The following is a 25,682-nucleotide window of genomic DNA, read 5'->3' on the forward strand; positions in this document are numbered from 1 at the left end:
TCCCTGCAAACGTTCAGAAGGCGGGGTCGTATCCGGGAGGCAGATCGTTTGCAGGACCGCTCTGGTCCTCGCTGCCGGGGACGTGGATGCCGCACTCGGTCTTGTCCCAACCCTTCCAGCGGCCCGAGCGCGGGTCTTCACCGGGCGCGACCTTGCTGGTGCAGGGCGCGCAGCCGATCGAGGGATAGCCCTGAGCTTCGAGCGGGTGCCGGGGCAGGCCGTGCGCCGCGAAGTAGCCGTCCAGCTGCTCCTTGGTCCACGATGCCAGCGGATTGATCTTGAGCCGCCCCTGCGCATCCGACTTGTCGATCTCAAAGCGCGGCAGACCGGCGCGGGTGCTCGACTGGAAGCCCTTGCGGCCGGTCAGCGACGCATCGTAGTGCAGCAGCGCTCTGGCGAGCGGCTCGACCTTGCGGATCTCGCAGCAGCCGTCGGGGTCCCACGACCAGCGCAGGCCGTTCTCGTCCTTCTTGGCGACCAAGTCCCAGTCAGGCTCGACGATCTGCAGTGCGGTCATGCCGAGATGGGCGATGAGCGCGTCGCGATAGGCGATCGTTTCCGGGAAGTGCTTGCCCGTTTCCAGGAACAGCACGGGCACCGACGGATCTATGCTGGCCACGAGATGCAGCAGCACCGCACTTTCCGCGCCGAAGCTGGAGACGATGGCGAGGTCGCCGGCCAGCCCGTCGCGGATCACCGAGCGCAGCATGTCCTGCGTGTCGGTACCGCGAAACAGGTTGTTCAGCCGAATCGCATCGCTTTCCGTGAAGCGCGGCGAAGTGTCGATCAGGTCGATCTTGCGATCGGCCCCGGTCTCTCCAGAGGTGCGCGTGGTGCTGCTCATCATGATGTCCTTGAAAGACGAAGGGTCCCTTCAACCGTGGCGCTTGGCCCAGATCGCGGGACGGCCATCGACCGTCTTCTGGTAGACTTCGGGCCAGGTGGCGAAAGCCTTGTCCGCGGCTTCGCGACTGATGTCCTGATTGGGCGCGAAGCTGTCGAACCCGCAGCGGCGCATGTGGCTCAACTGGTCGAGCAGCACGTCGCCGATCGCGCGCAGTTCACCGGTGTAGCCATGTTCGCGCAGGATGCGCGCTGCCGAATAGCCGCGCCCATCGGTGTAGGCGGGGAAGTTCACTTCCACGAGCGCCAGCCGGTCGAGGTGCGGCAACAGGTCGCGGGCATCGTCGCCCGGTTCAATGCGGACGGCGGTGGCGTTCGATTGATCGGCGAACGCGTCGACCGTCACGGCGGGGTCGGCCACTGGCTCGTCCGAACGATAGCGCAGGGTCTGTTCAACCATTGACGGACTCCTTGGCGTAGATCGCCTCCTTGAACGGGGCCATGCCGATCCGGCGGTAGGTGTCGAGGAAACGCTCCCCGTCGGTGCGCTGTGCGAGATAGACGTCGGTTGCCTTCTCGATCGCGTCGACGATGCCGTCCTCGTTGAAGCCCGGGCCGGTGATCGTGCCGAGCGAGGTGTCCGCGCCTTCCGAGCCGCCCAGCAGCAGCTGGTAGTTCTCGACGCCCTTGCGGTCGACACCCAGGATGCCGATGTGGCCGGCGTGGTGGTGGCCACAGGCGTTGATGCAGCCCGAGATCTTCAGCTTCAGCTCACCCAGTTCCTGCTGGCGGCCGAGATCGGCAAAGCGTTCGGAAATCTTCTGCGCCACCGGGATCGAGCGCGCGTTGGCAAGGCTGCAGTAATCGAGGCCCGGGCAGGCGATGATGTCGCTGATCAGGTCGAGGTTCGCGTTGGCGAGCCCCGCTTCGTCCAGCTTCTGCCACAGCGTGTAGAGATCGGCCTTTTTGACGTGCGGCAGCACGATGTTCTGCGCATGGGTGACGCGCAGTTCGTCGAAGCTGTAATCGCGCGCGAGGTCAGCCATCAGGCGGATCTGGTCGGCACTCGCGTCGCCCGGGATGCCGCCCACCGGCTTCAGCGCGATGGTGGCGATGGCATAGCCCGCCTGCTTGTGGGCGTGGACGTTCTGCTTCACCCAGACGGCGAAATCGGGGTCGGACAGGTCCAGATCGTCCGATGCCGCGGCGTCGAAGCCGGGCTGTTCGAAGAAGCCCTTGATGCGTTCAAGTTCGGCCGGCGGCGGCTCAAGCCCGAGCGTCAGGATATGGGCGAATTCTTCCTCGACCTGTCGACGGTATTCGTCGGCGCCGATCTCGTGGACGAGGATCTTGATCCGCGCCTTGTACTTGTTGTCGCGGCGACCGTAGCGGTTGTACACGCGCAGGCACGCTTCGAGGTACGAGATCATCTGCAGCGGCGGCACGAAATCGCCGATCACGGGCGCGATCATCGGGGTGCGGCCCATGCCGCCACCGACGTAGAACTTGCAGCCGATCTCGCCCGCGTCGTTCTTCACCAGCTGAATGCCGATGTCGTGCAGCTTCATCGCCGCGCGGTCGGTCTCGCTGCCGATGATCGCGATCTTGAACTTGCGCGGCAGGTAATCGAATTCCGGATGGAACGTCGACCACTGGCGCAGCAGCTCGGCATAGGGGCGCGGATCGACCAGCTCGTCCGCAGCGGCACCAGCGAAGTGGTCGGCCGTGGTGTTGCGGATACAGTTGCCGCTGGTCTGGATGGCGTGCATCTCGACCGAGGCGAGGTCGGCCAGAAGGTCCGGCGCCTGTTCCAGCTTGATCCAGTTGTACTGGATGTTCTGGCGCGTGGTGAAGTGGCCATAGCCGCGGTCGTACTTGTCCGCGATGTCGCCCAGCATGCGCATCTGGCGGCTGTTGAGCGTGCCATAGGGGATCGCCACCCGCAGCATGTAGGCGTGGAGCTGAAGGTAGAGGCCGTTCTTCAGGCGCAGCGGCTTGAACTGGTCCTCGGTGATTTCACCGGCAAGGCGGCGGTTCACCTGATCGCGAAATTCCGCGACGCGGGCATCGACCATCGCCTGGTCGTAGCTGTCGTACTGATACATGTCAGATCACCCAGGTGCCGGCGGCAGGGTCGGCAGGCTTGAGGGAAAGGTCGAGGCGCACCGTCGGCCCAAGGGCGCGGATGCGGTCCTTGATGTGCGCGGGGCGAACGCCTTCGTCGGTCTGCGCGGCGTCGATCACCTGCGTATCGGTGACGATCTGCTTGGCGTTTTCGCGGGCGATGATCGCTTCGGCGCCTTCGGGCACATCGACGGCGTCGTTGACATGGCGCGACCAGCCTTCACCGGTCCACCAGATCACGTCGCCGGTCCTCAGGTCGCTGCCGGTGATGATCTTCACTGTACGGCCTCCAGCACTTGCTTCAATTCCATCATGTCTCCCCGGCCTGTCACCTCACCGATCACGATGAGGGCAGGACTCTTGACCTTGTTGTCGGCAACCAGCGCGGCGAGGCCGGCCAGCTGCCCGCGCAGCACCCGCATCGTCGGGCGCGCGGCGTTTTCGATCACCGCCAGCGGCATGTCGGGCGACAGTCCGTCTGCGATCAGCTTTTCGGCGATCGCCTCGCTCGTGGCGATGCCCATGTAGATCACCAGCGTGCGGCCCACGCCGGCAAGGCCGGCCCAGTTCTGTTCGGACAGGCCCTTGCACTGCCCGGCAACGAAGCTGACGATGCTGGCGTTCTCGCGGTGGGTCAGCGGGATCTGCGCCGCCGCGGCTGCGCCCATCGCTGCGCTGATGCCGGGCACGACTTCCACCGCGACACCCGCCGCGTGGCAGGCTTCCGCCTCTTCGCCGCCGCGACCGAACACGAACGGATCGCCGCCCTTCAGACGGATCACGTCGTGACCCTCCAGCGCCTCGCGGACCAGCAGCGCGTTGATCTCGTCCTGCTGCAGGGTATGGCGCGCCCGGCTCTTGGCGACGGAGATCATGCGCGCGGTTCGGGGCGCCATTGCCAGGATCGACGGATCGACCAGCCCGTCATGCACCACGACTTCGGCACGCATCAGCAGGCGCGCTGCGCGCAGCGTGAGCAGGTCGGGATCGCCGGGGCCTGCGCCTACGAGGTAGACAGTGCCAGAACGGGTAGGAGACTGGGTCATCGTCGGCCATGTGGGCCGGGCCAGCCAGACTCGCCAGCGAGAATGGCTTGGGGGATCGCTAGGCCAGCTTTAGGGCTCTTGCGATCCGCCCCTTGCCGCCAAAATCCGCGCCACTTCGCGCAGGCCATCGGAATCGCGCAAGTGTACGTCCGATTGGGGGAAGGGGATTTCCACGCCCTGCCGGCGGAACAGGTGCCAGGCGGCTTTCAGCACCTGCGAGCGTACGTTGCCGACGCCCATTTCGGGGTCGTCGATCCAGCAGATCACCTGCATCTCGATCGCGCTGGGGCCGAAGGCGGACAGCAGCACGCCGGGCTCGGGATGCGCCAGAACCCGCGGCGCCGAGCGTGCGGCTTCGAGCAACAGGCGTTCGGCAAGGTCGATGTCGCTGCCGTAAGCGATGCCTACAGGGATCGAGATCGCCACCTGACGCGACGAATAGGACCAGTTCTCGACCTGGCTGGTCATCAGGATCTCGTTCGGGATCAGGTATTCGCGATTGTCGCGCGTGGTCACCGATACCGCGCGCAGGCCGATCCGCTTTACCTCGCCAAAGGTGTTGCCCTTGCCATCGCTCACCGCGATCACGTCGCCCGGCTTGATCGAACGGTCCATCAGCAGGATGATTCCGGCGATCATGTTGCCGAAGGTCTTCTGCAGACCGAAACCGATGGCGAGGCCGAACGCGCCGGAAAACACCGTCAGCGCCGTCAGGCTGATGCCCAGCACGTCGATCGCGGTGAAGAAGGCCAGCGCCCAGATCGCCATCGTGGCGAGCTTTTCGGTCAGCACCTTCTGCGTCGCGTCTAGCGAAGTGATGCGCCGCACCATCACGCGGCCGATCCGCGCCGCCAGCCGCGCGCCGTAGAAGGCGCAGAGCACGACGAAAATCATCCACACCGCATTGAGCAGCGAGATGTGGTAATGCCCGACGTCGATCGAAATGGAATCGATCGCCTCGCGCGCATCGCGCAGCATCCGCGACAGGTCGCGCATGTGGCGGGTCATCGCGCTTCTTCCCAGGCCCGCAGGCCAAGCTCGAGATCGGCGATGAGATCGGCGGTGTCTTCAAGGCCGATCGACAGGCGAACGCCGAACCGGTCGTCCGCGTCCATGCCCGCGAGCGGCCAGGCGCTTGCGGTGCGGATGGCCTGCGGATCGACCGGCGTCGCCAGACTCTCGAACCCGCCCCACGAATAGCCGATGCCGAACAGGTGCAGCGCATCGATCAGCGCATCGCGCGCGGCGCTGGTCCCGCCCTTGAGCACGAAGCTGAACAGCCCACACCCGCCGGTGAAATCGCGGCGCCACAGGTCGTGCCCGGGGGAGCCGGGCAGCATCGGGCAAAGCACGCGGGAAACTTCGGGGCGCGCCGCAAGCCATTCGGCAATGGCCGTGGCGCTTCGGGTCTCGGCCTCGAGCCGCAGGTGCATCGTGCGCATGCCGCGCAGCATCAGCGCGGCATCGTCGGGCGAGACGACATTGCCCAGCCCTTGCGCGCGCAGGCGCAGGCGTCGGTACCAGTCGGGGCCGGCGCTTGCCGAACCCATCATGCAGTCGGAATGGCCGGAGACGTGCTTGGTCAGGCTCATCACCGTAATGTCGGCGCCGTGGTCAAGCGCGGCGAAACCAAGCGGCGAGGCCCAGGTGTTGTCGAGCACGGTGACGATCCCGCGCGCCTTGGCCATCGCGGCCAGCGCGGGCACGTCCTGCACTTCCAGCGTCAGGCTGCCCGGGCTTTCGAGCAGGACGCAGCGCGTCTTTTCGCAGATCGCAGCCTCGAACGCGGCCGGATCGGTCGGATCGAACCAGCGCGTCGTCACGCCGAAGTCCGCCAGCAGGCCGCGGCCCATCACCCGGCTGGGCTCGTAGGCGTTGTCGGTCATCAGCAGCACGTCGCCCGGCCGCAGCACGGTCAGCAGGACGCCCGCGATCGCGGCAACGCCCGAAGGATAGAGCACTGTGCCGGCCGCGCCAGGCTCGAGGCTGGTCAGCGCATCGGACAATGCCCATTGCGTCGGCGCACCCCGGCGGCCGTAGTAGAACTTGCCGTCCTCGTTCGCCGGATGCGCGCGCAGCGCCGCCACGTCGGGATAGAGATGCGTGCTTGCCCGCCATACCGGGGGGGCGACGACTGCGCCAGGGTGGTCGGGCGTGCCGGTCCATTCGGGGCGTCGTCCTGCCCCTGCCAGACGGGTGCCGGGACCGGCGTTTTCGCTATCACTGTTGGCCATGCGCCTGCCTTAGGCGGTTTCCGTCGCAAAGGGAATCGCTGCCAGCCGCCCTTGTCGCAAGGCGGCCCAGATCAGCGCGCCGGGCCGGTTTCCACCGGAAGTGCCGGGTCTGCGCCCCATTCCGACCACGAACCGTCATAGAGCGAGACGTCCTCCTTGCCGAGGAGGTGCAGCGCGAAGATCAGCACGTTGGCCGTCATCCCCGATCCGCACGAGGAGATCACCGGGCGATCCATGTCGATCCCGGCCGCATCGAAGGCTGCGCGTAAGGCTTCCGGCTTTTTCCAGGTGCCGTCGGGAGCGAACAGGCTCGCATAGGGCACGTTGCGGGCGCCCGGGATGTGGCCGCTGGCAAGACCGGGCTTGGTTTCGGCCACGTCGCCGGTGAAGCGCCCGGCACCGCGCGCATCGACCAGTTGTTCGGCGCCGCTGTCGATGTTGGCGAGCACCTGCGCCTTCGACCGCACGTGGCTGTCGTCACTCCACACGGTGAAGTGGCGATGGCGCAGCGTTTCCCGCCCTTGCGCGCAGGGACGGCCTTCGGCCTTCCACTTGGCGATGCCACCATCCAGCAGCGCGACGTTCTGCGCACCGAACATCGTCAACATGAACCAGGCGCGCGTGGCGGATTTGATCGGGCTGTCATCATAGACGACGATGCGGCTGCCGTCGCCGAGCCCGAGGCTCTGCATGCGGCTGGCAAAGCGTTCCGCACTCGGCAGGGTGTTGGCAACGGATGCGGCGGGATCGATGAGATTGGCAAGGTCCATGAACACTGCGCCGGGAATGTGGCAGGCCTCGTACTCGAGCGCTGCATTGCGCGTGTGCTCGGGAAGAAAGGCGCTCGCGTCGACCACCCGAAGGTCGCTCGCACCCATCTCGTCCGCGAGCCACTGGGTGGTCACCAACGAATCCATCATGTGCTCCTGCCTGGGTTCCGGACCGTCTTTGCGGACTCGGAAGCAATCAGCCTAGCCATGCCGGGCGGAGGCGTCGACCCCTCAATGGTTCAGGATGCGATGTGTTCAGCCCGCCGGCATCGCCAGAGGGCGCTGGCCGAGATCGGCCCAGATGCGCGGGCCGAGGTCGAGCCGGAACGGCTGCAGCCGTGCGGCTGCCGGTCGTGCCTCCTGCCCGACGAGCCATGCCGCCCGCGCGCGGACTGCCCGGCCGCCGGGTGCGCTTGCCCAAGCATCGAGCCGCGCCAGCGGCACGAACAACGCCTGCTCGGCGTGACGGATCGGCATGACTGCAGCCAGCGGCAGGCGCATCTCGCCTTGCAGCAGGACTTCGGCCCCGGGATCGAGTCGGTCGATCCGGTGGATCGGCGGCAGCTCGGGGCCGACGAGGCCGAGCTGCTCCTCCATCGGGCGCGAGGAATGGGCGGCGACCATGTCGCCTCCGATGGCGATATCCTCCAGCGGTTCGTGCCCGCGATTGAGCGCCACGATGCGGTACGCGAGCGTGGTGTTGACCAGGGTTGCGGAAAGACGCGTCGCCTCAAGCACCAGCACAAGCGGCTCGCCTTCGCGCATCGCAGGCCGGGGCGTGATCGCGGGACCGGGCGCTGGTTTCGGAGCGATCGCCGGAGCTGGCGGGGAAAGTGGCGTTGCAACCGGCGCGGCGGCTGTCGGCTCGGCGTCGTCCGATGCGACAGGGTACGCAACCGGCGTGGGGCGCACGAATTCGGGCACGCCAGGCTTGCGCCGCCGCTGCATCAGCCCAAGCGCTCCACCGACGAGGGCCAGGGCAGCTGCACCTGCCGCCCAAGGCCACCATGGAGCGGATGGCGAAGCTTGCGATCCGGCGGCCGGAGCCTCAGGCAATGCGGGCACCGTGCTCGCCGATGGTGCAGGTATCGCCTCGTTCGTCGCAGTAGTTGTGGGCGCCGAAGCGGCCGATGGTGCGGCCGCGGCGTCGGGCGTTGGCGAGTCAGCGGGCCTCGGGGCCGATGCTGCCGGCGCCACCGCTTCCGTTTGCGCGGTGCGGGGGCGGGGCGTTGGGCGCACTGCGGGTGTCGGCGAGGGCAGGACGATGGTCGGGGCGGCACTGGCGCTGGCGCTTGGCTGCGGGGTGGCGACGGTTGGCGGCGGTGCGCCGTCATCGACCGGCCCGGCGGCGCGCGGTGCGGGCGAGGGGCTCGAGGGCGGCAATTGATAGTCGCTCGCCGGCTGCGCGTGCGACAGCGGCACTGTGGCTGCCATGCACGAAACCGCCAGCGCAGCAGCGGCGAGCCGACCTGCCTTGTCCAATCGCGCCGTCTTGACCCGCGCCCCACTCACGTCCTGTACCCCATCGATCTCGTAAACCTGTCCCGCCAAGGCGGGGGCGGGTGAATAGCGGCTTAATGGGCAACCCGAAACCGCCGTCTTGCCTCGGCGAAGCGGCAGGTGCATGGGCGTCGCATCATTGCATCACAGGAGCCAGCCCTCATGGCCGACACCGCGCCGCTGCATCTCGGGCGGACCAGCAGCTTGCCCGCATCGCCTGAAGAGGCGGTGCTCGATTATGTGCCCAATCCCAGGCCGGGCACGCTCTATCTCGTGCGCTTCGTCAGCCCGGAATTCACCTCGCTCTGCCCGGTGACCGCGCAGCCCGATTTCGCGCACCTCGTCATCGATTACGTGCCGGGCGAAACGATCGTCGAATCCAAGTCGCTCAAGCTCTTCCTCGGATCGTTCCGCAACCATGCCGCGTTCCACGAGGATTGCACCGTCGGCATCGGACAGCGCCTGTTCGACGAGATGAAGCCGCAGTGGCTGCGCATTGGCGGTTACTGGTATCCGCGCGGCGGCATCCCGATCGACGTGTTCTGGCAATCCTCGGCGCCGCCCGCCGATCTCTGGCTGCCCGATCAGGGCGTGCCATCCTACCGCGGACGCGGCTGAATGGAGCCGGGGCGGCGCATCGCCGCCCCACCGTCTGTGACGGATGCATCATCAAGAGTTTGCGCAAGGGCGCCGGCCTAGTTAAGCGACCAAGCAACTCCGGCGGCAAGGTGCCCAACGTCCTGATGCGACTGCGCGATTTCTTCCTGCTTGTGCTGGTCTGCGTGATCTGGGCGCTCAGCAACGTGGTCAGTCGCATTGTCGTCGGGCAGTGGATGGTGCCGCCGCTGTTCTTCGCCGCCGTGCGATTCGCAGTGGTAATGTTGGCCACTTTGCCATGGCTTTTGCCCATGCCCCGTCCGGCGTGGCGGATGATTGTCGTTGGGATGCTGATGGGCGGCGGCAACTTCGCCGTGCTGTTCCTCGGCTTGCGCACCGTCACGCCGTCCATGGCAGCCATTGTCGTCCAGTCGAGTGTCCCGATAACCACGCTGCTGTCGGTTGTTCTGCTTGGTGAACGCATTCACTGGCGTCGAGGGCTCGGTATTGCGCTCGCTCTTGCTGGCGTGCTGATCGTGGTATGGCAGCCGGGTCTGCAGCTGTCCGCCGGTGTCCTTTACATCCTCGGGGCAGCTTTTGCCGGCTCGCTTGGCGCGGTGCTGATGAAGCAGATGGAAGAAGTGCCGGCGATCCGCTTGCAGGCTTGGGTGGGGCTTACCTCGCTGCTGCCGCTCGCCCTGTTCTCGTGGGGGTTCGAGCATCACCAAATTGACCTTGCGTTGAGGCACGGCTGGCATTTCGGGGTCGCAATCGCCTTTTCGGCGCTTGTCGTCTCGGTCGGTGCGCACACCGTCTACTACAGCCTGATCAAGCGGTACGAGGCGAACCTGATCGCTCCGCTGACGCTGCTGACGCCGCTGTTCACCATCGCGCTGGGATATTTCATTACGCACGATCGGCTTGATGCAAGGATGCTGCTCGGTGCGGCGATCGCTCTCATCGGCGTGCTCATCGTGGCGTTGAGACGTAGCAAGGCACCAGTCGCCGAGGCGGCCGAGCACGGCTGAACGGTATCAGCCGTCTGCCGGGTGCGGTGCGTCCAGCAGTCTCGACCAAAGGGCGCTGGCATCGGCGCTGACTGCTTGCTGTGCCGCTTCCTGCATCGCGCGGTAGCGCGCCAGCACGAACCGCCCCAAATCGGTCAGCGTGGCGCCGCCATGCGCTCGGCCCGGTACCGTGGCGACAAGGGGTTCGTCCCAGCACCGGTTCATCACGTCCACCAGTGTCCATGCCCGGCGATAGCTCATGCCCAGGGCGCGCGCGCCGGCCGAGATGGAACCCTCGCGCGCGATCGCTTCGAGCAGGTCGGCCTTGCCCGGGCCAAACGCGATCTCTTCGCCGCAGGTCATGCGGATGGCGATGCGGAGCGCTGCGTCGGTCATGCCTTGTAGAGCCCGCGCAGCACGTCCCAGATAAGCGTATTGAGCTGCTCGATCCGCGCTTCGCCGAACGTCGGGCGCTGCAAAAGCATGCCCATGTGCGCGCAAGTGACCAGGTCGCTCGCCAGCTTCATCGCTTCCCAGCGCGCGCGCCATTGCGGGAAGCTCTCGATCATCTCCGACACCCACACTTCGTCGTACCGGCGCGCTGCCGGCTCGAACACCTCGCGCAGGGCTTCGTCGCTGCGGGCTGCGACGGCCAGTTCGACATAGGCGGCATATTCGGGGCTCTGCACGCTGCGCCAGTGCGCCTGGGTGGCGATCTCGACCAGGTTGTCCTCGCCCGCCTTGGCCATTCCGGAAAGGTAGTCGTCCAGGAACAGCCGCATGCGGGCATAGAACACGTGCTCCACCACCGCTGCCACGAGATCGGCGCGGGCGGGGAAGTGGTGCTGCATCGCGCCCCGCGAAATCCCGATCCGCGCCGCGATGCGGTGCGTGGTCAGGCCGACATAACCGCCTTCCAGCAGACAGGCGATCGCGGCCTCGATGATCCGAAGCCGCGTGCGCGTGCTCTTCTGCTGTTGCCAGCGCTCCGGCTCGCCTTCGAGATCGGCGGGGCGCAGCGCACCCAGCATCCGCTGTTGCATCGTGGTTCTGGCCATGGAGCCTCCGGGGCACCTCCTTGTCGGCGAAGTCCTGCATCAGCGCGAAGGCGTGCGCAATGGGCACCTGATCAAAGGCACAGTTTGCGGGGAGACCACGTCGGCGCAGAAACATGCCGACCGGATTGTTATTGCCGGGGTGGAGCGAAGGGCGATCACAGCCAGGCTCCAGGGGAAGAGGAAGTCAGCATGAAAACGCTCCACGCGTGCGCCCTCGCAGCCAGCGCAATCGCCATTTCCGCCGCAACGCCAGTCGCCGCCCAGGCGCAGTCTGCCGAAGATAACGGCGGTGTCGCCGAAATTGTCGTCACCGCGCAAAAGAAGGCCGAAAACCTGCAGAAAGTGCCGATCGCGGTCACTGCGCTGACCGGCGATGCGCTGCAGGCGGCGCAAGTGCGCAGCGTGTCGGATCTCACCAACTCACTGCCCAACGTCCAGATCAACAGCTTCTCGAATTCGCCCGATTCGGCGGTGTTCACCATCCGCGGCGTCGGCGTGAACGATGCCGACCCCTATGTCGGGACCACGGTGTCTGTCGTGGTCGACGGGGTCGTCGTCGGCGTGAACACTGCCGCGCTGCTTTCGCTGTTCGACATTGAGCGTGTCGAAGTGCTTCGCGGGCCGCAGGGCACGCTGTTCGGCGCCAATACCACTGGCGGCGTGATCAACGTCGTGACCAAGCAGCCGACCGGCAAGACCGGGGGCGAAGCGCAGATCGTCTATGGCAACTACGACCAGATTGAAGCCGACGCCGCGCTGAATTTTCCCATCACCGACAGCCTCGCCGGCAAAGTCAGCGTGATGCACAATTCGAACGATGGCTTCTTCCGCAACACGGCCGACAACCGCCGCATCGGTCGTCGCGACGTGACGCAGTTGCGCGGCTATCTCAAGTATTCGGCTGGCGCGTACGACGGAACGCTGATCGGCGAATACGTCAAGAGCCGCAACGGGTCGCAGACCGGCGTGGTCATCGCCGGCCCGGGCGAGCTGTTCTACACCCCCGGCCAGACCACCGATCCGTTCAGCTTCAAGCGCGGGCTCAGCAGCGACCAGCCCGATTACAACAACCGCGACACCTATGCGCTGACCTTCACCCAGAACGTCGACAGCGCGATCGGGAAGATTACGTCGATCACCGCATGGCGCAAATACGATAGCGACCTCTATTCGGACGACGACGGCACCACACGCGTCCTGCTCGAAACGCGCCGCCAGACCCATCACGAACAGTTCTCGCAGGAACTGCGCGACCTGCTGCAGATCGGCGATGCGACGCAGCTGATCTTCGGCGGTTATTACTTCCAGCAGAAGTACTTCCTGAACCAGGGCGGTAAGCTCGACGGCTTCCTCCCCGGGCTCAGCCAGCCGCAGACGCAGGACCAGCACAACTGGTCGATCTCGGGCTTTGCCCAGCTCTACCAGAACCTGACCCCCGAGCTGCGCCTGCAGGCCGGCATCCGATACAGTCACGAAAAGACCCGCGCGGTTTCGACCACCGCGAACGGCATCAACCCGAGCGGCGTTGCGACCTACGACGATCCGATCATCCCGGCCACCTTCATCCGCGCCGCAGGATCGAAGTCGTGGAACAACACCGGCTGGAAGATCGGGCTCGATTACCAGGCAGATCGCAACGTGCTGCTCTACGGCTACTACGCGCGGGGCTTCAAGTCGGGTGGCTTCACCGGCCGCATCGCCATTGCCGAGGATATCGGGCCGTTCAATCCCGAGAAACTCGATACGTATGAAGTGGGCATCAAGAGCGACTTGCTCGACCACCACCTGCGCCTGAACCTTGCCGCCTTCTTCAACAAGTACCGCGACATGCAGGTGGTGCAGAACATCACCTACCCGAGCGGCGCGAACTCGGCCTCGATCGCCAATGCCGGCCGCGCCGAAACGAAGGGCTTCGAACTTGAGCTGACGGCCGCGCCGGCACGCGGGCTGACGCTCACCGGTTCGCTTGCCTACCTCGATGCCAAGTACAAGAAGTACGATACCAAGGTGCTTGGCGCGGGTGGCGCGCTGGTTGCGGTATCCTATGCCGGCAACCGCCTGATGAACGCGCCGGAATGGAGCGCGTCGGCCGGGGTCAACTATGCGACGCAGCTCGGCAACGGCACGTTCAATGCCAACGCGCAGTACAGCTACACCAGCTCGAAATACACCGGCTACACCAACCTGCCGACCGACCTCATCGCCCCGGTCAATCTCGTCAACGCGAGCCTGTCCTGGGGGCCGGTCGATGCCGGTTGGAAGATAGGCGCCTATGCCCGCAACCTGTTCAACGAAAAGTACTTCAACCAGAAGCTGACGCTTGCCGGGATCGGCACGCTCGCCTCGCTCGGCACGCCGCGCGAATATGGCGCGACGTTCAACTACAGCTTCTGACCGGTTCCTCCCTGGCCCCGGTCGGCTTGCCGGCCGGGGTGCTTTTTCCGAGGGAAGCAACCGGCACCTCTCCAATTTGCGCGTTGTGAGCGAGCGGATTTCATGACGTCGTGAATGGGCAGGGGAGATGCCCGGTCCGGCATGCTCCCCAACATTAAGACGATGGGCCAAGATCGGGAGAATGCCATGGCAACGCTTGCCCCCTCGAACTCTGCTGCCGACCCGGCGCGGCCGGCGCATGTCCCGGCAGACCACGTTGTAGACGTCGATATTTACGCGCCGCCCCGCATTGCCGAGCTGGGCTTTCATCACGCATGGCGCGAACTTCAGGCGAACAGCCCGGCTGTGGTCTGGACCCCGCAGAACGAAGGGCACTGGATCGCGCTTTCGGGCGATGCGCTGCGCGATGTGCAGTCCGATGCGGCGCGCTTCTCCTCGCGCGTGATCGTGCTGCCGCGCTCGATCGGCGAAGGGCATGGACTGATCCCGACGACGATAGACCCGCCCGAGCATCGCCCCTATCGCGTGCTCCTCAACGCGCATCTCAATCCCGCCACGGTGCGCGGGCTGGACGATACCATCCGCCAGACCGCCATCGACCTGATAGACGGCTTCATCGCCGATGGCGGCTGCGACTTCACCGCCCGCTATGCCGAAATCTTCCCGATCCGCGTATTCATGGCGATGGTCGGCTTGCCCGAAAGCGAGGCGGCGACGATCCGCCACTGGGCTTCGTGCATGACACGACCCGGCATGGACATGAGCTTCGAGGACGCCAAGCAGGCGTTCTTCGACCGGCTTGCCCCGGTGGTAGACGAACGCCGCGCCCAGCCGGGCGAGGACATGCTGAGCGGGATGATGGCAGCGCAGATGCCCGGCCTCGACCGGCGCCTCACCCGTGACGAAGCGCTCAAGATTTCGACCCAGGTGCTGATCGCCGGGGTGGACACCGTGGTCAACTTCCTCGGCTTCGTCATCGTCGAACTCGCGCGCGACCCGGCGCTGCGGGCGCAGCTGCGCGCCATGGGGGACAACGTGATGCCAGCGGTGAACGAATTCTTCCGCCGCTTCGGCCTTGTCACCATCGCCCGCGAAGTGCGCGACGATATCGCCGATTTCCACGGTGTGTCGCTCAAGGCGGGTGACATGATCTGCATCCCCACACAGGTTCACGGTCTCGACGAAACGCTCAACCCCGATCCGCTGGCGATCGACTTCGCCCGCCGCCGCGCGCCGCATTCGGCCTTTGGCAGCGGCCCGCACATGTGCCCGGGCCAGGAACTCGCGCGCAAGGAAGTCGCCATCACGCTGGAAGAATGGCTGCGCCGCATTCCCGACTTTGCGCTGGCGCCCGATGCCGATCTGTCGCCAGTCCCCGGCATCGTCGGCGCGCTGCGCCGGGTCACGCTGACCTGGCCGGCCTGAGGCCGCTTTCGCTTACAACACCTTCCAGTTTCAACGCAGCAAGGAACGATACGACATGGGCAAGATGGATGGCAGGGTCGCGCTGGTCACCGGCGCCGCCTCGGGGCTTGGCGCCGAAGACGCACGCGTGTTGGCGCGCGAAGGCGCCAAGGTCGTGCTGACCGACATGCAGGCCGATCAGGGCCGCGCCATTGCTGCCGAAGTCGGCGGGCTTTTCCTGGAACAGGACGTCCGTGACGAAGCGCGCTGGCACGAAGTCGTCGCCGAAACGCTCAAGGCCTATGGCCGGCTCGACACGCTCGTGAACAATGCGGGCATCGTCCGCTTCGGCAATATCGAGGAACTGTCCTACGCCGACTACAAGCTGCAGATCGATGTCATGCTCGACGGTACGTTCCTCGGCTGCCAGGCGGCGATCCCGCACATGAGCCGCGACGGTTCGGGCTCGATCATCAACCTTGCCTCGATCGGCGGGATGAAGGGCATGAGCGCGATCCCCGCCTATGCCGGCGCCAAGGCGGGCATCATCGGCATGACCCGCTCGATCGCGGTGCACTGCAAGGAGCAGGGCTACCGCATTCGCTGCAATTCGATCGCGCCGGGCAGCATCGTCACGCCGATGACCGCGCAGGCCCTGGCCGAACTGCCCGAAGACGGCGAAGGCACCGGCGGCCACACCCACCTGCAGGGCATGGGCCAGCCGATCGATATCGCAAACATGGTGCTTTACCTTGCCAGCGACGATGGCAAGCACGTCTCCGGAACCAATATCGTCATCGACAACGCGGAAATCGCCTGATCCGGACGTCGGGGGAAGGGGCGGCCAACGGCCTCTTCCCCTTGGCGGTTCGCAGGGGCTTTAGCCGCCCAGCGTGTCGGCCAGCAGCGCCCTGGTGCGCGCGCCAGACCAGTCGTGCGCGCCGATCATCCGCCACACTTCGCGGCCCTTGGCGTCGTACAGCACGCTCGTGGGCAGCAAGCCCGTGTTGTAGTGGAAGCCGAGCTGGTTTTCGGGATCGAGCCAGGGTTCGAGGTGAGCGAACTTCTTCTGTTCGAACAGCGCCTTTACCTTTTCGGGCTGGCCCATGTCCTGGGAGATGGTAACCACGCGCAGCTTGCCGGCATGCGCCGCGGCAAGGCTGTCGAGCATCGGCATTTCCAGCACGCAGGGGCCGCACCACGTGGCCCACAGGTTGATCAGCACCGGCTTGCCCTTCAGGTCCGCGCTGCGCAACGTCTTGCCGGCGGTGTCCTGGAACGCGAAGTCGGGCATCGCCGCGCCGCGATTGGCGATATCGAGCGTGCCGTTGAACTCGCCCTTGCTGCCTTGTGAAGCATTCGCGGCAGTTTCCGCGCCGGTGGGGGCGCTCGACGGTTGCGTGGCCGTGGGGCTTTGCCTATCGCACCCCGCGATCCCCAGAGTCAGGGGAAGCAGCAGCAAGGCGGGCGAGCGTAGCGAGATGAGCGGCAATTCGGGCTCCAACCAGATGTGGGGCGGGCGTTTCGCCGCCGGCCCTTCGGCCATCATGCGCGAGATAAACGCCTCGATTCCCTTCGACAAGGCGCTGTGGCGGCAGGATATCGCCGCGTCAAAGGCCCACGTGGGCATGCTTGCCGCGCAGGGCATCGTCACGGTGGAGGACGCCGAGCTGATCGCGGGCGGCCTCGATCAGGTGGCCGCCGAATACGAAGCAAGCGGGGTGCCCGAAAACTGGGACCTCGAAGACATCCACATGACCACCGAAAGCCGGCTCGCCGAACTGATCGGCCCGGCCGCTGGACGCCTGCACACCGCACGCAGCCGCAACGACCAGGTGGCGACCGATTTCCGCCTGTGGGTGCGCGATGCGATGGACCAGGCCGAAGAGGGCCTGCGCCAGCTCCAGCTCGCGCTTGTCGCGCGCGCCGGCGAACATGCCGACAGCATCATGCCAGGCTTCACCCATCTGCAGACTGCGCAGCCGGTCACGCTCGGCCATCACCTGATGGCTTATTGCGAGATGGCTGGGCGCGACCGGTCGCGCTTTGCCGATGCGCGCAAGCGGATGAACCGCAGCCCGCTGGGCGCGGCCGCGCTCGCCGGCACCGGCTTTCCCATCGACCGCTTCCGCACGGCCGAAGCGCTGGGCTTCGATGGGCCGACCGACAACAGCCTCGATTCGGTGTCCGACCGTGATTTCGCGCTCGATTACCTGATGGCGGCAGCACAATGCTCGCTGCACCTCTCGCGCCTCGCCGAGGAGTTCATCATCTGGGCGAGTCAGCCCTTCGGTTTCGTCACGCTGCCCGACAGCCTGTCGACCGGCAGCTCGATCATGCCGCAAAAGAAGAATCCCGACGCGGCGGAACTGGTGCGCGGCCATTCGGGCCGGATCGTCGGCTGTCTCACCAGCCTGATGATCACGATGAAGGGCCTGCCGCTCGCCTATTCGAAGGACATGCAGGACGATAAGCCGCCGGTGTTCGAAGCGGCCAGCCTGCTCGCGCTGTCGATCGCGGCGATGACCGGCATGGTTGCTGAAGCCACGTTCCGCACCGACCGGATGCGCGCGGCCGCAGAACTCGGCTATGCCACCGCCACCGACCTTGCCGACTGGCTGGTGCGGCAGGCGAACATCCCCTTCCGCGAAGCGCACCACATCACCGGAAGCGCGGTGAAACTTGCCGAATCGCGCGGCATCGCACTCGATCAGCTTCCGCTGGAGGACCTTCAGGCGATCGATCCGCGCATCGACGAACGCGTCTATGCCGCGCTTTCGGTCGAAGCGAGCGTCGCCGCGCGCGCCAGCCATGGCGGAACCGCACCGGTCGAGGTAAGGAAGCGCGTTGCCGAGGCGCGCATCGCGCTGGGGCTGGAGAACTGACCGTCATGGCGCGCACCCGCACGATCCTGTTGCTCGGCATCCTGGGCCTCGCGCTGTCGGCGTGCGGCAACCGGCGAGAGCTGAAACCGGTCGCGGGCCAGGCGCTGCCGCCTGCACCCTATGGCCGTGCGGACAAACCGGATCCGGACGACCTGCTCAAGGTGCCCGTGCAGGCCAAGCCCGAACGCAGCGTGGAGCTGCGCGCCCGTTCGCAGGACAGGGGCGACGATCCCTTCAACCTGCCGCCCGAGAACTGATTTTCTTCAAGGTTTCCAGATGGATCACTTTCACCAGGTCGCCGGCGTGCTCCACGCCGAGGACGTTCCCCTGCCGCGCATCGCCGCCGAAGTCGGCACCCCTGTCTACGTCTATTCGCGCGCCACGCTGACCCGCCACGCCCGCGTCTTCCGCGATGCGCTTTCGGTGCTGCCGTCGGCGCGGATCGCCTTCGCGGTCAAGTCGAACCCCAACCTCGCGGTGCTCAAGGTGCTTGCGGCCGAAGGCTACGGCGCCGACGTCGTCTCGGTCGGCGAAATGGAGCGCGCGCTGGCCGCCGGCATGGCGCCCGACAGCATCGTGTTTTCGGGCGTCGGCAAGACCGAGGCCGAAATGGCCCGCGCGCTCGAAGCCGGCTGCGGCCAGTTCAACCTCGAAAGCGAGGAAGAAGGGCTCGAACTCGCCGAGATCGCCCGCCGCCTCGGCAAGACCGCGGCCTGCGCACTGCGCGTCAACCCGGACGTCGACGCCGGCACGCATGGCAAGATCTCGACCGGCAAGGCCGAGAACAAGTTCGGCGTGCCATACGACCGCGCTGCCGCCATCTACGCGCGCCTCAGCCAGACCGAGGGCTTGCAGATGCGGGCGCTAGCCCTTCACATTGGCAGCCAGCTGTCGAAGCTCGAACCGCTCGAAGCCGCCTTCACCAAGGTCGGCGCGCTGATGCAGGACATCCGCGCTGCCGGCTACAGCGTCACCCACATGGACCTGGGCGGCGGCATCGGAGTGCCCTACAAGGCCGGCGAGGTCTTCCCGCAGCCAGAGGAATACGCTGCGATGGTCGCGCGCGTTACCGGCAACTGGGGCGTCACGCTGATGTTCGAGCCCGGCCGCGTCATCACCGGCAACACCGGCGTGCTCGTCACCCGCGTCGTCCGCGTCAAGGAAGGGGCGACCAACCCCTGGGTGGTGGTCGATGCCGCGATGAACGATCTCGCCCGCCCCGCGCTCTACGATGCGTGGCACGATTTCGCCGCGGTCGAGCCCACCGGCGAAACCTTCACCGCCAACATCGTCGGCCCGATCTGCGAATCGAGCGACACCTTCGCGATGGCCCGCGAGATCGACAGCGTGAAGCGCGGCGACCTCGCCGTGTTCCGCACCGCCGGTGCCTATGGCGCGACGATGGCCAACACCTACAACTCCCGGCCCCTGGTGCCCGAAGTCATGGTCGATGGCGATAAGTGGGCCGTGGTCGCCGACCGCATCGAGCCGGCAACGATCCTTGCCGCCGAGCGCGTTCCCGACTGGCTCGCCTGAGATGCTGAGCAGCCTGCCCCTGTTCCATCGCCTGTCCGGCCAGCCGGTCGTGGTGCTGGGGCAGGGTGAGGCTGCCGAGGCCAAGCGCCGCCTGGTCGAGCGCGCCGGGGCACACGTCCTCGACGATCTCGCCGAAGGGATCGACAAGGGCGCGCGGCTCGCTTTCATCGCGCACGAGGACGAAGCCTCCGCCCAGGCCGACGCGATCCGCGCGCGCTGCGCCGGGCTGCTGGTCAACGTGGTGGACCGCCCCGCGCTGTGCGATTTCACCACGCCGTCGATCGTCGATCGCGATCCTGTCATCATCGCGGTCGGCACTGCGGGCACGTCCGCCGGGCTCGCCAAGGCCGTTCGCCTGCGCCTCGAGCGCCTGTTGCCGCAGGGGCTGGGACGACTGGCCGACGCCCTCTACGCCGCGCGTACGGCGCTCAAGGCGCGGTTTCCCACCGGCAGCGACCGTCGCCGCGCGCTCGATGCCGCGCTCGAAGAAGGCGGCGCGCTCGATCCGTTCCGCGAGGCGGTGGAGGGGGCTGTGGACGCCTGGCTCGAAGGCGCGGCGCAGGGCACGGTGACGCACCACGTCGTCACGCTGCGCAGCCTTGATCCCGACGACCTGACCTTGCGTGAAGCGCGCCTGCTGGGGCAGGCCGACGCCGTGATCGCGCCCCGGCAGGTACCGCAGGCGATCCTGGCCCGTGCTCGCGCCGATGCCGCCCGCCTGCCGGTTGGCGCCAAGGCCGAAGGTCTGACCGTCGAACTCCGCCTGCCGGACTGATCAGGCGGGCTCGTTTGTCGGGATGGCCGCGCTCATCCAGCGTGCCGCCGGGCCATACCCTCGCACTTTCGAAAGCAGCGCCTCTGAAGTCTCCTCCTCGGCAAAGCCCAGCCGGCGCCAGTATTCCGCTGCGCCTTCGACCGCGATCAGTTCGGCGCGCCGAAGGCCATCCACTGCGGCCAGCGCAAAGGCGCGCGCCGCCAGCCGATCCCCGATCTTGAGGCCGCGCAGCGCGGAGCCAACCGCAAGATCGTGCACGAACAGCACTTCGCTCGGCCCTCCGTCGGCAAGCACCGTCCCCACAGGCGGCGGCGATCCCGACGCCCAGCCATGTGCCAGCAGGTAGCCCAGCAGTCTGCCGTCGCGCTTCGCGGCAAGGCAGTACGAGGCGCGCAATACCATCCGACTAGCGAAGGCAGCTTCCTCCTCGACCAGGAAGGCCGGATAAGCCGCCGACTGAAGCTGCAGGGCAGCGGGCAAGTCGCTGCGCTGGAGTCGCTCGATCGCGATTTCCGCAGCCATAACTGCTCTACTCGGCCGCCACCTTCTTCGGCGCGATCAGGAAGTTCATCCAGCAGCTTGCCACCGACTTGGATCTGTCCGCCTGCCAGGCTTCGACCCGCACGTTGGCCACGCGCCGCCCGGCGCGCACCACTTCACCGCACGCGAATATCCGCTCCGGGAGCCCCGAGCGCAGGTATTCGATGCTGATGTTGACCGGCTTGAGCCGAACTTGCGCATCGATTCCTTCACGCTCCAGGTGGGCGTGCAGCGTGGCGAAGCCTGCCATCTCCAGCAGCCCGCCGATGGCGCCGCCATGCAGGAAGCCGGGGCGACCGGTGTTGCACTCGGAAAAATCCATCGCGACGACCGGCGATGCGGGGGCCGCGGAGTCATGGGCCTCGACAACGAACATGCCCATCGCGCGGGCATAGGGGGGGAGCGCCACCATCACTTGGCCTTCATGAATTGCGGGGCTTCGACCAGCATGAAGATGCCGGCGGCGTGGGCCACGGGGTCGGTCAGGTCGCCATCGTGGGCAATGCCGCGCACGAAAGCCATGCTCCGCGTCGTCTGGTAGCATTCGGCGCGAGCCACAATCGTCCGCCCCGGCACCGCCGCACGGACATAGTCGATCCGCAGGTCCAGCGTCACTTGCGGGCGGAAGCGCTTGAGTCGGGCGGAAGCGGACATCGATGTCGCGTTGTCCAGCAGGCTGATGATCGGCCCAGACGCCATGACTCCGGTTTCCGGATCGCCGACCAGATCCTCGCGCCATGGCACGGCAAGTTCGATCCAGTCGTCCCCATGCGCGATGTAACGCATGTCGAGAAAGCCGCTGTGCCCGCGAAAGTTGATCATCTTCGCCCAGCGTTGCGGGTCGAAGCTATCGTCCTGCATCATCCGCGAGACGAGCGCGGCGTGTTCCTGATCCTTGGCCATGGGCAATTCCTGCGCGCAGCCACTGGGCTTGGCAAGAAATTTAATCGCCCGGCTAAATTGTCAGAACGCCGATCCCGCCAGCGCGTCGATCGCGCCTTGCAGGATCAAGGCGGCGGCATGCGAATCGATGCGCTCGGCGCGCTTGGCGCGGCTGAAGTCCTGCTCGATCATCGCGCGCTCGGCGGCCTGCGTGGTCCAGCGTTCGTCCCACAGCAGGATCGGCAGGCCGATATCCTCAAGGTTCTTTGCCATTGCCCGCGCGCCCTGGCTGCGGGGGCTTTCGCTGCCATCCATGTTGAGCGGCAGTCCCATGACGATGCCCACCACGCCGCGCTCGGCGATCAGGTCCTTGAGCACGCCCTTGTCCTGCGTGAACTTGCGCCGCACGATCGTCTTGCCTGCGGTGGCGAAGCGCCATCCCGCGTCGCACAGCGCCACGCCGATTGTCTTGGTGCCGGTATCCAGCCCCAGCAGCACGCCGCCCTGCGGCAGCGCATCGCGCAGGTCGCGGGCGAACGCCGTGATCACTTGCGCCCCTGCGCCGCCATCCAGGCGGCCTCGCGGCGGGCGACGTCGACACGCAGGTTCGACCAGAACAGAGGCACGTCATAAACGTGGTAGTTGTTGCCCGGCAGCACGAAGGGCCCCATCTTCGGCGCGTCGCCCAGCATCAGCAGCCCTGTCTTTGCGTCGCAACGCGCCGGCACCGCGCGCGGAACGATCTTCCCGCTTGCCAAGTCGTCCGATGGCACGAACGTGCCGATGTTGGCCGAGGCGGGAGCCGTTCCGCCAACGGTTCCGGTCAACGGGTTGAAGCACAGGATCGCACTGCTGCCGCGCGGTTTGCCGTCGAGCCCGGGCTGCGCCATCCAGGCTTCCATCATCTGCGATGCGTCCGCCGGTTCGGCAAAGCTCATCCAGCTTGCCACGCATCCGGTCTGGTCGGGGCGGGTGCAGCCGGACATGCCCAGCAGCGGCAGGTCATGGTTGGGCGAAATGGGCCAGCCGATCAGGTAGACGGCAACGACCCGTTTCGCGATCGGCTTGCCGCGCACCTTGTCCTGCAGGATTCGCAGCAGTTGCAGCGATCCCTGACTGTGCCCGGCGATGATGATCGGCGCGCCGGCGGGAACTTGCGCGACGAAGGCATCGAAGGCCTGGGCAAGGTCGCCCTGCGCGATGTCAAGCGCGCGCCGCGCTTCCGGGCGGTCGGTCAGGAATGCGCCGAACGCCGCCTGGCGATAGCGCGGCACGTAGACCGGCCCGGCTGCGTTGAACGCACTCGCCATGCCGCGCACGAACAGGTCGGCGCGAAAGCGCGCGTCCTTGTCGTCGATCGGTCCGTTCCAGTGGTCGCGGGCAAGATAGCTCGTTGGATGTGCGAAGAAAACGTAGGCGGGTCCGGGTGGCGTGCGCTTCGCGCCTTCGGGCAGGAATTGTGCCGGATCGTCCCTGACGCCGGGACGCGATATCCACGCTTCATCGCGTGTATAGAAATTCGCGGGCAGGGGGCCCAGCGCCTCGAACGTCCCGCGCGGCACGAAGGCGAAGCGGGTCAGCTCCTTGGAATAGAAGCGCAGCACCAGCGACGCGCCGAGCGCGAGCACCACCAGCAGCGCCACGCCATAGAGAAACTTGCGAGCCATCGATTACGCGTCCGTCGTCGCCATTTGCTTGTTGTGTTCGGCCTGCCGCTCCAGCGCGATCTTGAGCATCGCCACGATCGGATCGGCAAGCGCCAGACCCAGGATCCCGAACAGCACGCCGAAGATCAGCTGTGCGCCCAGCACCAGCGCCGGGGCAAGATCGGCGGTGCGCTTGGCCACCATCGGCACGATGATGTTGCCGTCGACCGTCTGCACGATGAAGTAGACCGCGATGCAGTAGATGCCCATGGTCGTCCCGCCCGAAAAGCCGACCATGACCATCAGCAGGCCGGAAATGGGCGCGCCGATATTGGGCAGGAAGGCCAGCAGGCCGGTCAGGATGCCGAGCAGCGCGGCCATCGGCACGCCATAGACGGCCAGCGCAATCCACGTGGCGACGCCTTCCACGGTCATCCCGATCAGCCGCCCGAACAGCAGCATGCGCAGCGACTTCCCCATCCGGCGCACCGTGCCGTGAAACCGCTCGCGATTCTCCACTGGCAACATCCAGGCAAAGCCGCGCTGGTAGATGTCGGGCTCGATCACGAAGTAGATGCCCAGGATCATGATCAGGAACGCAGTGGTGAACCCGCCGAAGATCCCGCCCAGCGCCCGTGTGACGGGGCCGACTCCGCCGATCACCTGCCCGGCAAGGCGCGAGAAGTCGGGCTGTTCCATCAGCATCCCGCGGCTGTGCGCCCAATCGAGGGCGCGCTGCGCCTGCGTCTTCACGATTGCCGGCAGCTCCGCCGCCTGCGTCGCGATCTGGTTGCCGGCGGAATAGAACAGCCAGGCGGCAAAGCTCACGCCCGCCAGCAGCACGATGGCGATGCGCACGCCGCGCGGCACGGGCAGGACCCTGCCGAGCAGCCGCTGGCCGCCGTCGATCAGCGCGGCAAACACCACACCGCCGAAGATGACCAGCAGCGGCTGTGCCAAAAACACCGCCAGCACGATCAGCGCCGCCATGCCGAGCCAAACCGCCGCCTTCTTCGCTTCGGCGCGAATCATGCCGTCGCTGATGTCGGTCGGCCCGGTCCGCGTCGGCACGCCCGGGGGGATTGGCCCGCTATCGTCGCTCATCGCTGCTCAGGCTCTCATTATGCGCCGGGAGGCGTCACGATCTGGGGGCGCAATCTCGTCCACGCGCGCCCGGGGCGCAAGGCCTTCCACCAGGTCAGCGGGTTCCACCCTTCGCTGCCGTCGAGCGACGCGGTAATGAACTCGGCGCGGCCGCCCACGCTCGACAGCGGCACCGGCCCGCCCAGGCCGCGCTCTTCCACCGGCGCGCGGCTGTCGGCCGAATGGTCGCGATTGTCGCCCATAACGAACACGTAGCCTTCGGGCACGCGCGTTTCGGGGTAGTCGTCCAGCGGCTGGCGCATGTGATCGATGATGCGATAGGTGGCGCCGTTGGGCAGCGTCTCGCGCAGGATCGGCAGTTCGCAAAACATGCGCCCGTCCGCCGCACGGAAGCGCAGGCCCGGGAATTCCTCCGGCTCGCACGGCTGGTTGGGATCGACCGGCAGTTCGATCGGCGGCTCGACCACTTGCGGCACCTTGCGCCCGTTCAGCACGATCTGCCCGTTGACCACCGCGATCCGGTCGCCCGGCAGCGCGACCACGCGCTTGATATAGTCCTCGTCGATGTTGGGCGGCACCACGATCACGATGTCGCCATATTCGGGCGTGCGCCCGAACAGCCGCGCCGAAGATCGCGGCAGCACGTGGAACGAGGCCGAAACCCACGACCAGCCATAGGGGTATTTCGACACCACCAGCCGATCGCCGATCTGCAGATTGGGCATCATCGAGCCCGACGGGATGTAGAACGGCTTGGCCACGAACGAATGGAACGCGATCACTGCCAGCAGCATCAGCGCAAGGCCCCGCAGTTCCACCCACCAGTTGATCGCGGCTTCGCCAGCTTCCGCACCAGCCCCCTCGGTGGCCTGCGTCGCGCCGGACGAAGGACTGGCGGGGGAAGGGGAGACCTGCTCCTCGCTCACGCTGGCGCCTTCACCGGCCGCGCTTCGATCACCACGAAGGCCTGCGCCCAGGGGTGGTCGTCGGTCAGCGTCAGGTGGACCACCGCCTGGTGACCCTCGGGCGTGATTGCCGCCAGCCGCGCCGCCGCGCCGCCGCTCAGGGCAAGGGTCGGCGCGCCCGACGGGGCGTTGACCACGCCGATGTCCTTCATGAACACGCCGGCGCGAAAGCCGGTGCCGACCGCCTTGGAGAACGCTTCCTTGGCAGCGAACCGCTTGGCCAGCGTGCCCGCCTTGGTGAACGGCCGCCGCGCCGCCTTGGCGCGTTCATTGGCCGTGAACACACGATTTTCGAATCGCTCGCCGAACCGGTCGAGCGAGGCCTGGATCCGCTCGATGTTGCAGAGGTCGGACCCCATGCCGATGATCATC

30 protein-coding genes are annotated in these 25,682 nt (G+C 66.6%); 10 read left to right on the forward strand and 20 right to left on the reverse strand.

Annotated elements, in window-relative coordinates; all coding sequences use genetic code 11:
- Positions 1-13 precede the first annotated feature (13 nt).
- The 9 genes from HHL27_RS02450 to HHL27_RS02490 form a co-directional block, all read right to left on the reverse strand.
- Complete coding sequence (locus HHL27_RS02450) at positions 14-844, reverse strand: phosphoadenylyl-sulfate reductase (protein ID WP_169491766.1); 831 nt, start codon at positions 842-844, stop codon at positions 14-16.
- Positions 845-874: 30 nt separating this feature from the next.
- The gene (locus tag HHL27_RS02455) at positions 875-1,303 is read right to left on the reverse strand and encodes a DUF934 domain-containing protein (RefSeq protein ID WP_169491767.1); all 429 of its coding nucleotides are present in this window, start codon (positions 1,301-1,303) and stop codon (positions 875-877) included.
- Entirely contained in the window at positions 1,296-2,948 is a 1,653-nt protein-coding gene (locus HHL27_RS02460) for a nitrite/sulfite reductase (RefSeq protein ID WP_169491768.1), read from the reverse strand. Before HHL27_RS02460 ends, HHL27_RS02455 begins: the two co-directional genes overlap by 8 nt.
- 1 nt (position 2,949) lies before the next feature.
- Positions 2,950-3,246 carry a DUF2849 domain-containing protein gene (locus HHL27_RS02465; RefSeq protein ID WP_169491769.1) on the reverse strand — a complete coding sequence of 99 codons (297 nt, stop codon included), beginning with the start codon at positions 3,244-3,246 and terminating at the stop codon, positions 2,950-2,952.
- Positions 3,243-4,013, reverse strand: a complete 771-nt coding sequence (gene cobA / locus HHL27_RS02470; RefSeq protein WP_169491770.1) for a uroporphyrinogen-III C-methyltransferase — start codon at positions 4,011-4,013, stop codon at positions 3,243-3,245. The genes HHL27_RS02465 and cobA overlap by 4 nt, the downstream gene beginning before the upstream one ends.
- 69 nt (positions 4,014-4,082) lie before the next feature.
- Positions 4,083-5,021 carry a mechanosensitive ion channel family protein gene (locus HHL27_RS02475; protein ID WP_169491771.1) on the reverse strand — a complete coding sequence of 313 codons (939 nt, stop codon included), beginning with the start codon at positions 5,019-5,021 and terminating at the stop codon, positions 4,083-4,085.
- Positions 5,018-6,247: a cystathionine beta-lyase gene (gene metC / locus HHL27_RS02480; protein WP_169491772.1), complete on the reverse strand. Its 1,230-nt coding sequence runs from the start codon at positions 6,245-6,247 to the stop codon at positions 5,018-5,020. The genes HHL27_RS02475 and metC overlap by 4 nt, the downstream gene beginning before the upstream one ends.
- A gap of 71 nt (positions 6,248-6,318) precedes the next feature.
- Positions 6,319-7,164: a 3-mercaptopyruvate sulfurtransferase gene (sseA, locus tag HHL27_RS02485; protein ID WP_169491773.1), complete on the reverse strand. Its 846-nt coding sequence runs from the start codon at positions 7,162-7,164 to the stop codon at positions 6,319-6,321.
- 108 nt (positions 7,165-7,272) lie between these two features.
- Positions 7,273-7,965: a hypothetical protein gene (locus tag HHL27_RS02490; protein ID WP_169491774.1), complete on the reverse strand. Its 693-nt coding sequence runs from the start codon at positions 7,963-7,965 to the stop codon at positions 7,273-7,275.
- Here HHL27_RS02490 and HHL27_RS02495 point away from each other — a divergent pair.
- The 3 genes from HHL27_RS02495 to HHL27_RS02505 all read left to right on the forward strand — a co-directional run bounded on the left by HHL27_RS02495 (position 7,949) and on the right by HHL27_RS02505 (position 10,142).
- Positions 7,949-8,404, forward strand: coding sequence for a hypothetical protein (locus HHL27_RS02495; RefSeq protein WP_206069325.1), 456 nt, complete (start codon positions 7,949-7,951; stop codon positions 8,402-8,404). The two genes, HHL27_RS02490 and HHL27_RS02495, sit on opposite strands and share 17 nt — an antisense overlap.
- Positions 8,405-8,679: 275 nt before the next feature.
- Complete coding sequence (queF, locus tag HHL27_RS02500; protein ID WP_169491776.1) at positions 8,680-9,135, forward strand: preQ(1) synthase; 456 nt, start codon at positions 8,680-8,682, stop codon at positions 9,133-9,135.
- Between the two features lie 59 nt (positions 9,136-9,194).
- On the forward strand, positions 9,195-10,142 hold the full coding sequence (locus tag HHL27_RS02505) for a DMT family transporter (RefSeq protein ID WP_240959258.1): 948 nt from the start codon (positions 9,195-9,197) through the stop codon (positions 10,140-10,142).
- Between the two features lie 6 nt (positions 10,143-10,148).
- On the opposite strand, the gene HHL27_RS02510 is transcribed toward HHL27_RS02505, so the two are convergent.
- Both HHL27_RS02510 and HHL27_RS02515 read right to left on the reverse strand, forming a co-directional pair.
- On the reverse strand, positions 10,149-10,517 hold the full coding sequence (locus tag HHL27_RS02510; protein WP_169491777.1) for a winged helix-turn-helix domain-containing protein: 369 nt from the start codon (positions 10,515-10,517) through the stop codon (positions 10,149-10,151).
- Positions 10,514-11,179: a TetR/AcrR family transcriptional regulator gene (locus HHL27_RS02515; RefSeq protein ID WP_169491778.1), complete on the reverse strand. Its 666-nt coding sequence runs from the start codon at positions 11,177-11,179 to the stop codon at positions 10,514-10,516. The genes HHL27_RS02510 and HHL27_RS02515 overlap by 4 nt, the downstream gene beginning before the upstream one ends.
- Positions 11,180-11,368: 189 nt before the next feature.
- Here HHL27_RS02515 and HHL27_RS02520 point away from each other — a divergent pair, with 189 nt between their 5' ends.
- From HHL27_RS02520 to HHL27_RS02530, 3 genes are all read left to right on the forward strand, one after another.
- Positions 11,369-13,573, forward strand: a complete 2,205-nt coding sequence (locus HHL27_RS02520; RefSeq protein WP_169491779.1) for a TonB-dependent receptor — start codon at positions 11,369-11,371, stop codon at positions 13,571-13,573.
- Between the two features lie 186 nt (positions 13,574-13,759).
- Entirely contained in the window at positions 13,760-14,998 is a 1,239-nt protein-coding gene (locus tag HHL27_RS02525) for a cytochrome P450 (protein ID WP_169491780.1), read from the forward strand.
- 55 nt (positions 14,999-15,053) lie between these two features.
- Positions 15,054-15,797 carry an SDR family oxidoreductase gene (locus HHL27_RS02530; protein ID WP_169491781.1) on the forward strand — a complete coding sequence of 248 codons (744 nt, stop codon included), beginning with the start codon at positions 15,054-15,056 and terminating at the stop codon, positions 15,795-15,797.
- A 60-nt stretch (positions 15,798-15,857) separates the two neighbouring features.
- Here the strand turns inward: HHL27_RS02530 and HHL27_RS02535 are convergent, their stop codons facing one another.
- Positions 15,858-16,469, reverse strand: a complete 612-nt coding sequence (locus tag HHL27_RS02535) for a TlpA family protein disulfide reductase (protein WP_240959261.1) — start codon at positions 16,467-16,469, stop codon at positions 15,858-15,860.
- Positions 16,470-16,485: 16 nt separating this feature from the next.
- Between HHL27_RS02535 and argH the strand changes: the two genes are divergently transcribed.
- From argH to HHL27_RS02555, 4 genes are read left to right on the forward strand one after another with little or no spacing between them, the layout of a single operon-like run.
- Positions 16,486-17,862, forward strand: a complete 1,377-nt coding sequence (gene argH / locus HHL27_RS02540) for an argininosuccinate lyase (RefSeq protein ID WP_169492089.1) — start codon at positions 16,486-16,488, stop codon at positions 17,860-17,862.
- Positions 17,863-17,867: 5 nt separating this feature from the next.
- Positions 17,868-18,119 (forward strand): hypothetical protein, encoded by a 252-nt coding sequence (locus HHL27_RS02545; protein WP_169491783.1) that lies wholly within the window; start codon positions 17,868-17,870, stop codon positions 18,117-18,119.
- 19 nt (positions 18,120-18,138) lie between these two features.
- The gene (lysA, locus tag HHL27_RS02550; protein ID WP_169491784.1) at positions 18,139-19,398 is read left to right on the forward strand and encodes a diaminopimelate decarboxylase; all 1,260 of its coding nucleotides are present in this window, start codon (positions 18,139-18,141) and stop codon (positions 19,396-19,398) included.
- Between the two features lies 1 nt (position 19,399).
- On the forward strand, positions 19,400-20,173 hold the full coding sequence (locus HHL27_RS02555) for a precorrin-2 dehydrogenase/sirohydrochlorin ferrochelatase family protein (protein ID WP_169491785.1): 774 nt from the start codon (positions 19,400-19,402) through the stop codon (positions 20,171-20,173).
- Here HHL27_RS02555 and HHL27_RS02560 read toward each other — a convergent pair whose 3' ends face one another.
- The 8 genes from HHL27_RS02560 to acpS are packed head-to-tail and all read right to left on the reverse strand — an operon-like array spanning position 20,174 to position 25,681.
- Positions 20,174-20,695 (reverse strand): GNAT family N-acetyltransferase, encoded by a 522-nt coding sequence (locus HHL27_RS02560; protein WP_169491786.1) that lies wholly within the window; start codon positions 20,693-20,695, stop codon positions 20,174-20,176.
- Between the two features lie 7 nt (positions 20,696-20,702).
- Complete coding sequence (locus HHL27_RS02565) at positions 20,703-21,125, reverse strand: PaaI family thioesterase (RefSeq protein ID WP_169492090.1); 423 nt, start codon at positions 21,123-21,125, stop codon at positions 20,703-20,705.
- The gene (locus HHL27_RS02570; protein WP_169491787.1) at positions 21,125-21,616 is read right to left on the reverse strand and encodes a PaaI family thioesterase; all 492 of its coding nucleotides are present in this window, start codon (positions 21,614-21,616) and stop codon (positions 21,125-21,127) included. Before HHL27_RS02570 ends, HHL27_RS02565 begins: the two co-directional genes overlap by 1 nt.
- A 60-nt stretch (positions 21,617-21,676) precedes the next feature.
- Complete coding sequence (gene ruvX, locus HHL27_RS02575) at positions 21,677-22,144, reverse strand: Holliday junction resolvase RuvX (protein ID WP_169491788.1); 468 nt, start codon at positions 22,142-22,144, stop codon at positions 21,677-21,679.
- Positions 22,141-23,262 carry a DUF3089 domain-containing protein gene (locus HHL27_RS02580; RefSeq protein ID WP_169491789.1) on the reverse strand — a complete coding sequence of 374 codons (1,122 nt, stop codon included), beginning with the start codon at positions 23,260-23,262 and terminating at the stop codon, positions 22,141-22,143. The genes ruvX and HHL27_RS02580 overlap by 4 nt, the downstream gene beginning before the upstream one ends.
- Positions 23,263-23,265: 3 nt before the next feature.
- The gene (locus tag HHL27_RS02585; RefSeq protein ID WP_169491790.1) at positions 23,266-24,345 is read right to left on the reverse strand and encodes an AI-2E family transporter; all 1,080 of its coding nucleotides are present in this window, start codon (positions 24,343-24,345) and stop codon (positions 23,266-23,268) included.
- A gap of 17 nt (positions 24,346-24,362) precedes the next feature.
- Entirely contained in the window at positions 24,363-25,271 is a 909-nt protein-coding gene (gene lepB / locus HHL27_RS02590; RefSeq protein ID WP_420874024.1) for a signal peptidase I, read from the reverse strand.
- The gene (acpS, locus tag HHL27_RS02595) at positions 25,268-25,681 is read right to left on the reverse strand and encodes a holo-ACP synthase (protein WP_169491791.1); all 414 of its coding nucleotides are present in this window, start codon (positions 25,679-25,681) and stop codon (positions 25,268-25,270) included. The genes lepB and acpS overlap by 4 nt, the downstream gene beginning before the upstream one ends.
- Position 25,682: the final 1 nt, after the last annotated feature.

The organism is Novosphingobium olei, assembly GCF_012927405.1.
GTDB classification, from domain to species: Bacteria; Pseudomonadota; Alphaproteobacteria; order Sphingomonadales; family Sphingomonadaceae; genus Novosphingobium; species Novosphingobium olei.

Bases quoted from the DNA above. Each gene is read 5' to 3' on its own strand.
- HHL27_RS02455 (WP_169491767.1), bottom strand. From the start codon at position 1,303: ATGGTTGAACAGACCCTGCGCTATCGTTCGGACGAGCCAGTGGCCGAC.
- HHL27_RS02570 (WP_169491787.1), bottom strand. From the start codon at position 21,616: ATGGCCAAGGATCAGGAACACGCCGCGCTCGTCTCGCGGATGATGCAG.
- HHL27_RS02450 (WP_169491766.1), bottom strand. From the start codon at position 844: ATGAGCAGCACCACGCGCACCTCTGGAGAGACCGGGGCCGATCGCAAG.
- HHL27_RS02560 (WP_169491786.1), bottom strand. From the start codon at position 20,695: ATGGCTGCGGAAATCGCGATCGAGCGACTCCAGCGCAGCGACTTGCCC.
- HHL27_RS02490 (WP_169491774.1), bottom strand. From the start codon at position 7,965: ATGCAGCGGCGGCGCAAGCCTGGCGTGCCCGAATTCGTGCGCCCCACG.
- HHL27_RS02565 (WP_169492090.1), bottom strand. From the start codon at position 21,125: ATGGTGGCGCTCCCCCCCTATGCCCGCGCGATGGGCATGTTCGTTGTC.
- metC (WP_169491772.1), bottom strand. From the start codon at position 6,247: ATGGCCAACAGTGATAGCGAAAACGCCGGTCCCGGCACCCGTCTGGCA.
- sseA (WP_169491773.1), bottom strand. From the start codon at position 7,164: ATGGATTCGTTGGTGACCACCCAGTGGCTCGCGGACGAGATGGGTGCG.
- acpS (WP_169491791.1), bottom strand. From the start codon at position 25,681: ATGATCATCGGCATGGGGTCCGACCTCTGCAACATCGAGCGGATCCAG.
- HHL27_RS02545 (WP_169491783.1), top strand. From the start codon at position 17,868: ATGGCGCGCACCCGCACGATCCTGTTGCTCGGCATCCTGGGCCTCGCG.
- HHL27_RS02585 (WP_169491790.1), bottom strand. From the start codon at position 24,345: ATGAGCGACGATAGCGGGCCAATCCCCCCGGGCGTGCCGACGCGGACC.
- HHL27_RS02475 (WP_169491771.1), bottom strand. From the start codon at position 5,021: ATGACCCGCCACATGCGCGACCTGTCGCGGATGCTGCGCGATGCGCGC.
- lysA (WP_169491784.1), top strand. From the start codon at position 18,139: ATGGATCACTTTCACCAGGTCGCCGGCGTGCTCCACGCCGAGGACGTT.
- argH (WP_169492089.1), top strand. From the start codon at position 16,486: ATGTGGGGCGGGCGTTTCGCCGCCGGCCCTTCGGCCATCATGCGCGAG.
- HHL27_RS02460 (WP_169491768.1), bottom strand. From the start codon at position 2,948: ATGTATCAGTACGACAGCTACGACCAGGCGATGGTCGATGCCCGCGTC.
- HHL27_RS02530 (WP_169491781.1), top strand. From the start codon at position 15,054: ATGGGCAAGATGGATGGCAGGGTCGCGCTGGTCACCGGCGCCGCCTCG.
- HHL27_RS02525 (WP_169491780.1), top strand. From the start codon at position 13,760: ATGGCAACGCTTGCCCCCTCGAACTCTGCTGCCGACCCGGCGCGGCCG.
- queF (WP_169491776.1), top strand. From the start codon at position 8,680: ATGGCCGACACCGCGCCGCTGCATCTCGGGCGGACCAGCAGCTTGCCC.
- HHL27_RS02555 (WP_169491785.1), top strand. From the start codon at position 19,400: ATGCTGAGCAGCCTGCCCCTGTTCCATCGCCTGTCCGGCCAGCCGGTC.
- HHL27_RS02515 (WP_169491778.1), bottom strand. From the start codon at position 11,179: ATGGCCAGAACCACGATGCAACAGCGGATGCTGGGTGCGCTGCGCCCC.
- HHL27_RS02510 (WP_169491777.1), bottom strand. From the start codon at position 10,517: ATGACCGACGCAGCGCTCCGCATCGCCATCCGCATGACCTGCGGCGAA.
- cobA (WP_169491770.1), bottom strand. From the start codon at position 4,013: ATGACCCAGTCTCCTACCCGTTCTGGCACTGTCTACCTCGTAGGCGCA.
- HHL27_RS02580 (WP_169491789.1), bottom strand. From the start codon at position 23,262: ATGGCTCGCAAGTTTCTCTATGGCGTGGCGCTGCTGGTGGTGCTCGCG.
- HHL27_RS02520 (WP_169491779.1), top strand. From the start codon at position 11,369: ATGAAAACGCTCCACGCGTGCGCCCTCGCAGCCAGCGCAATCGCCATT.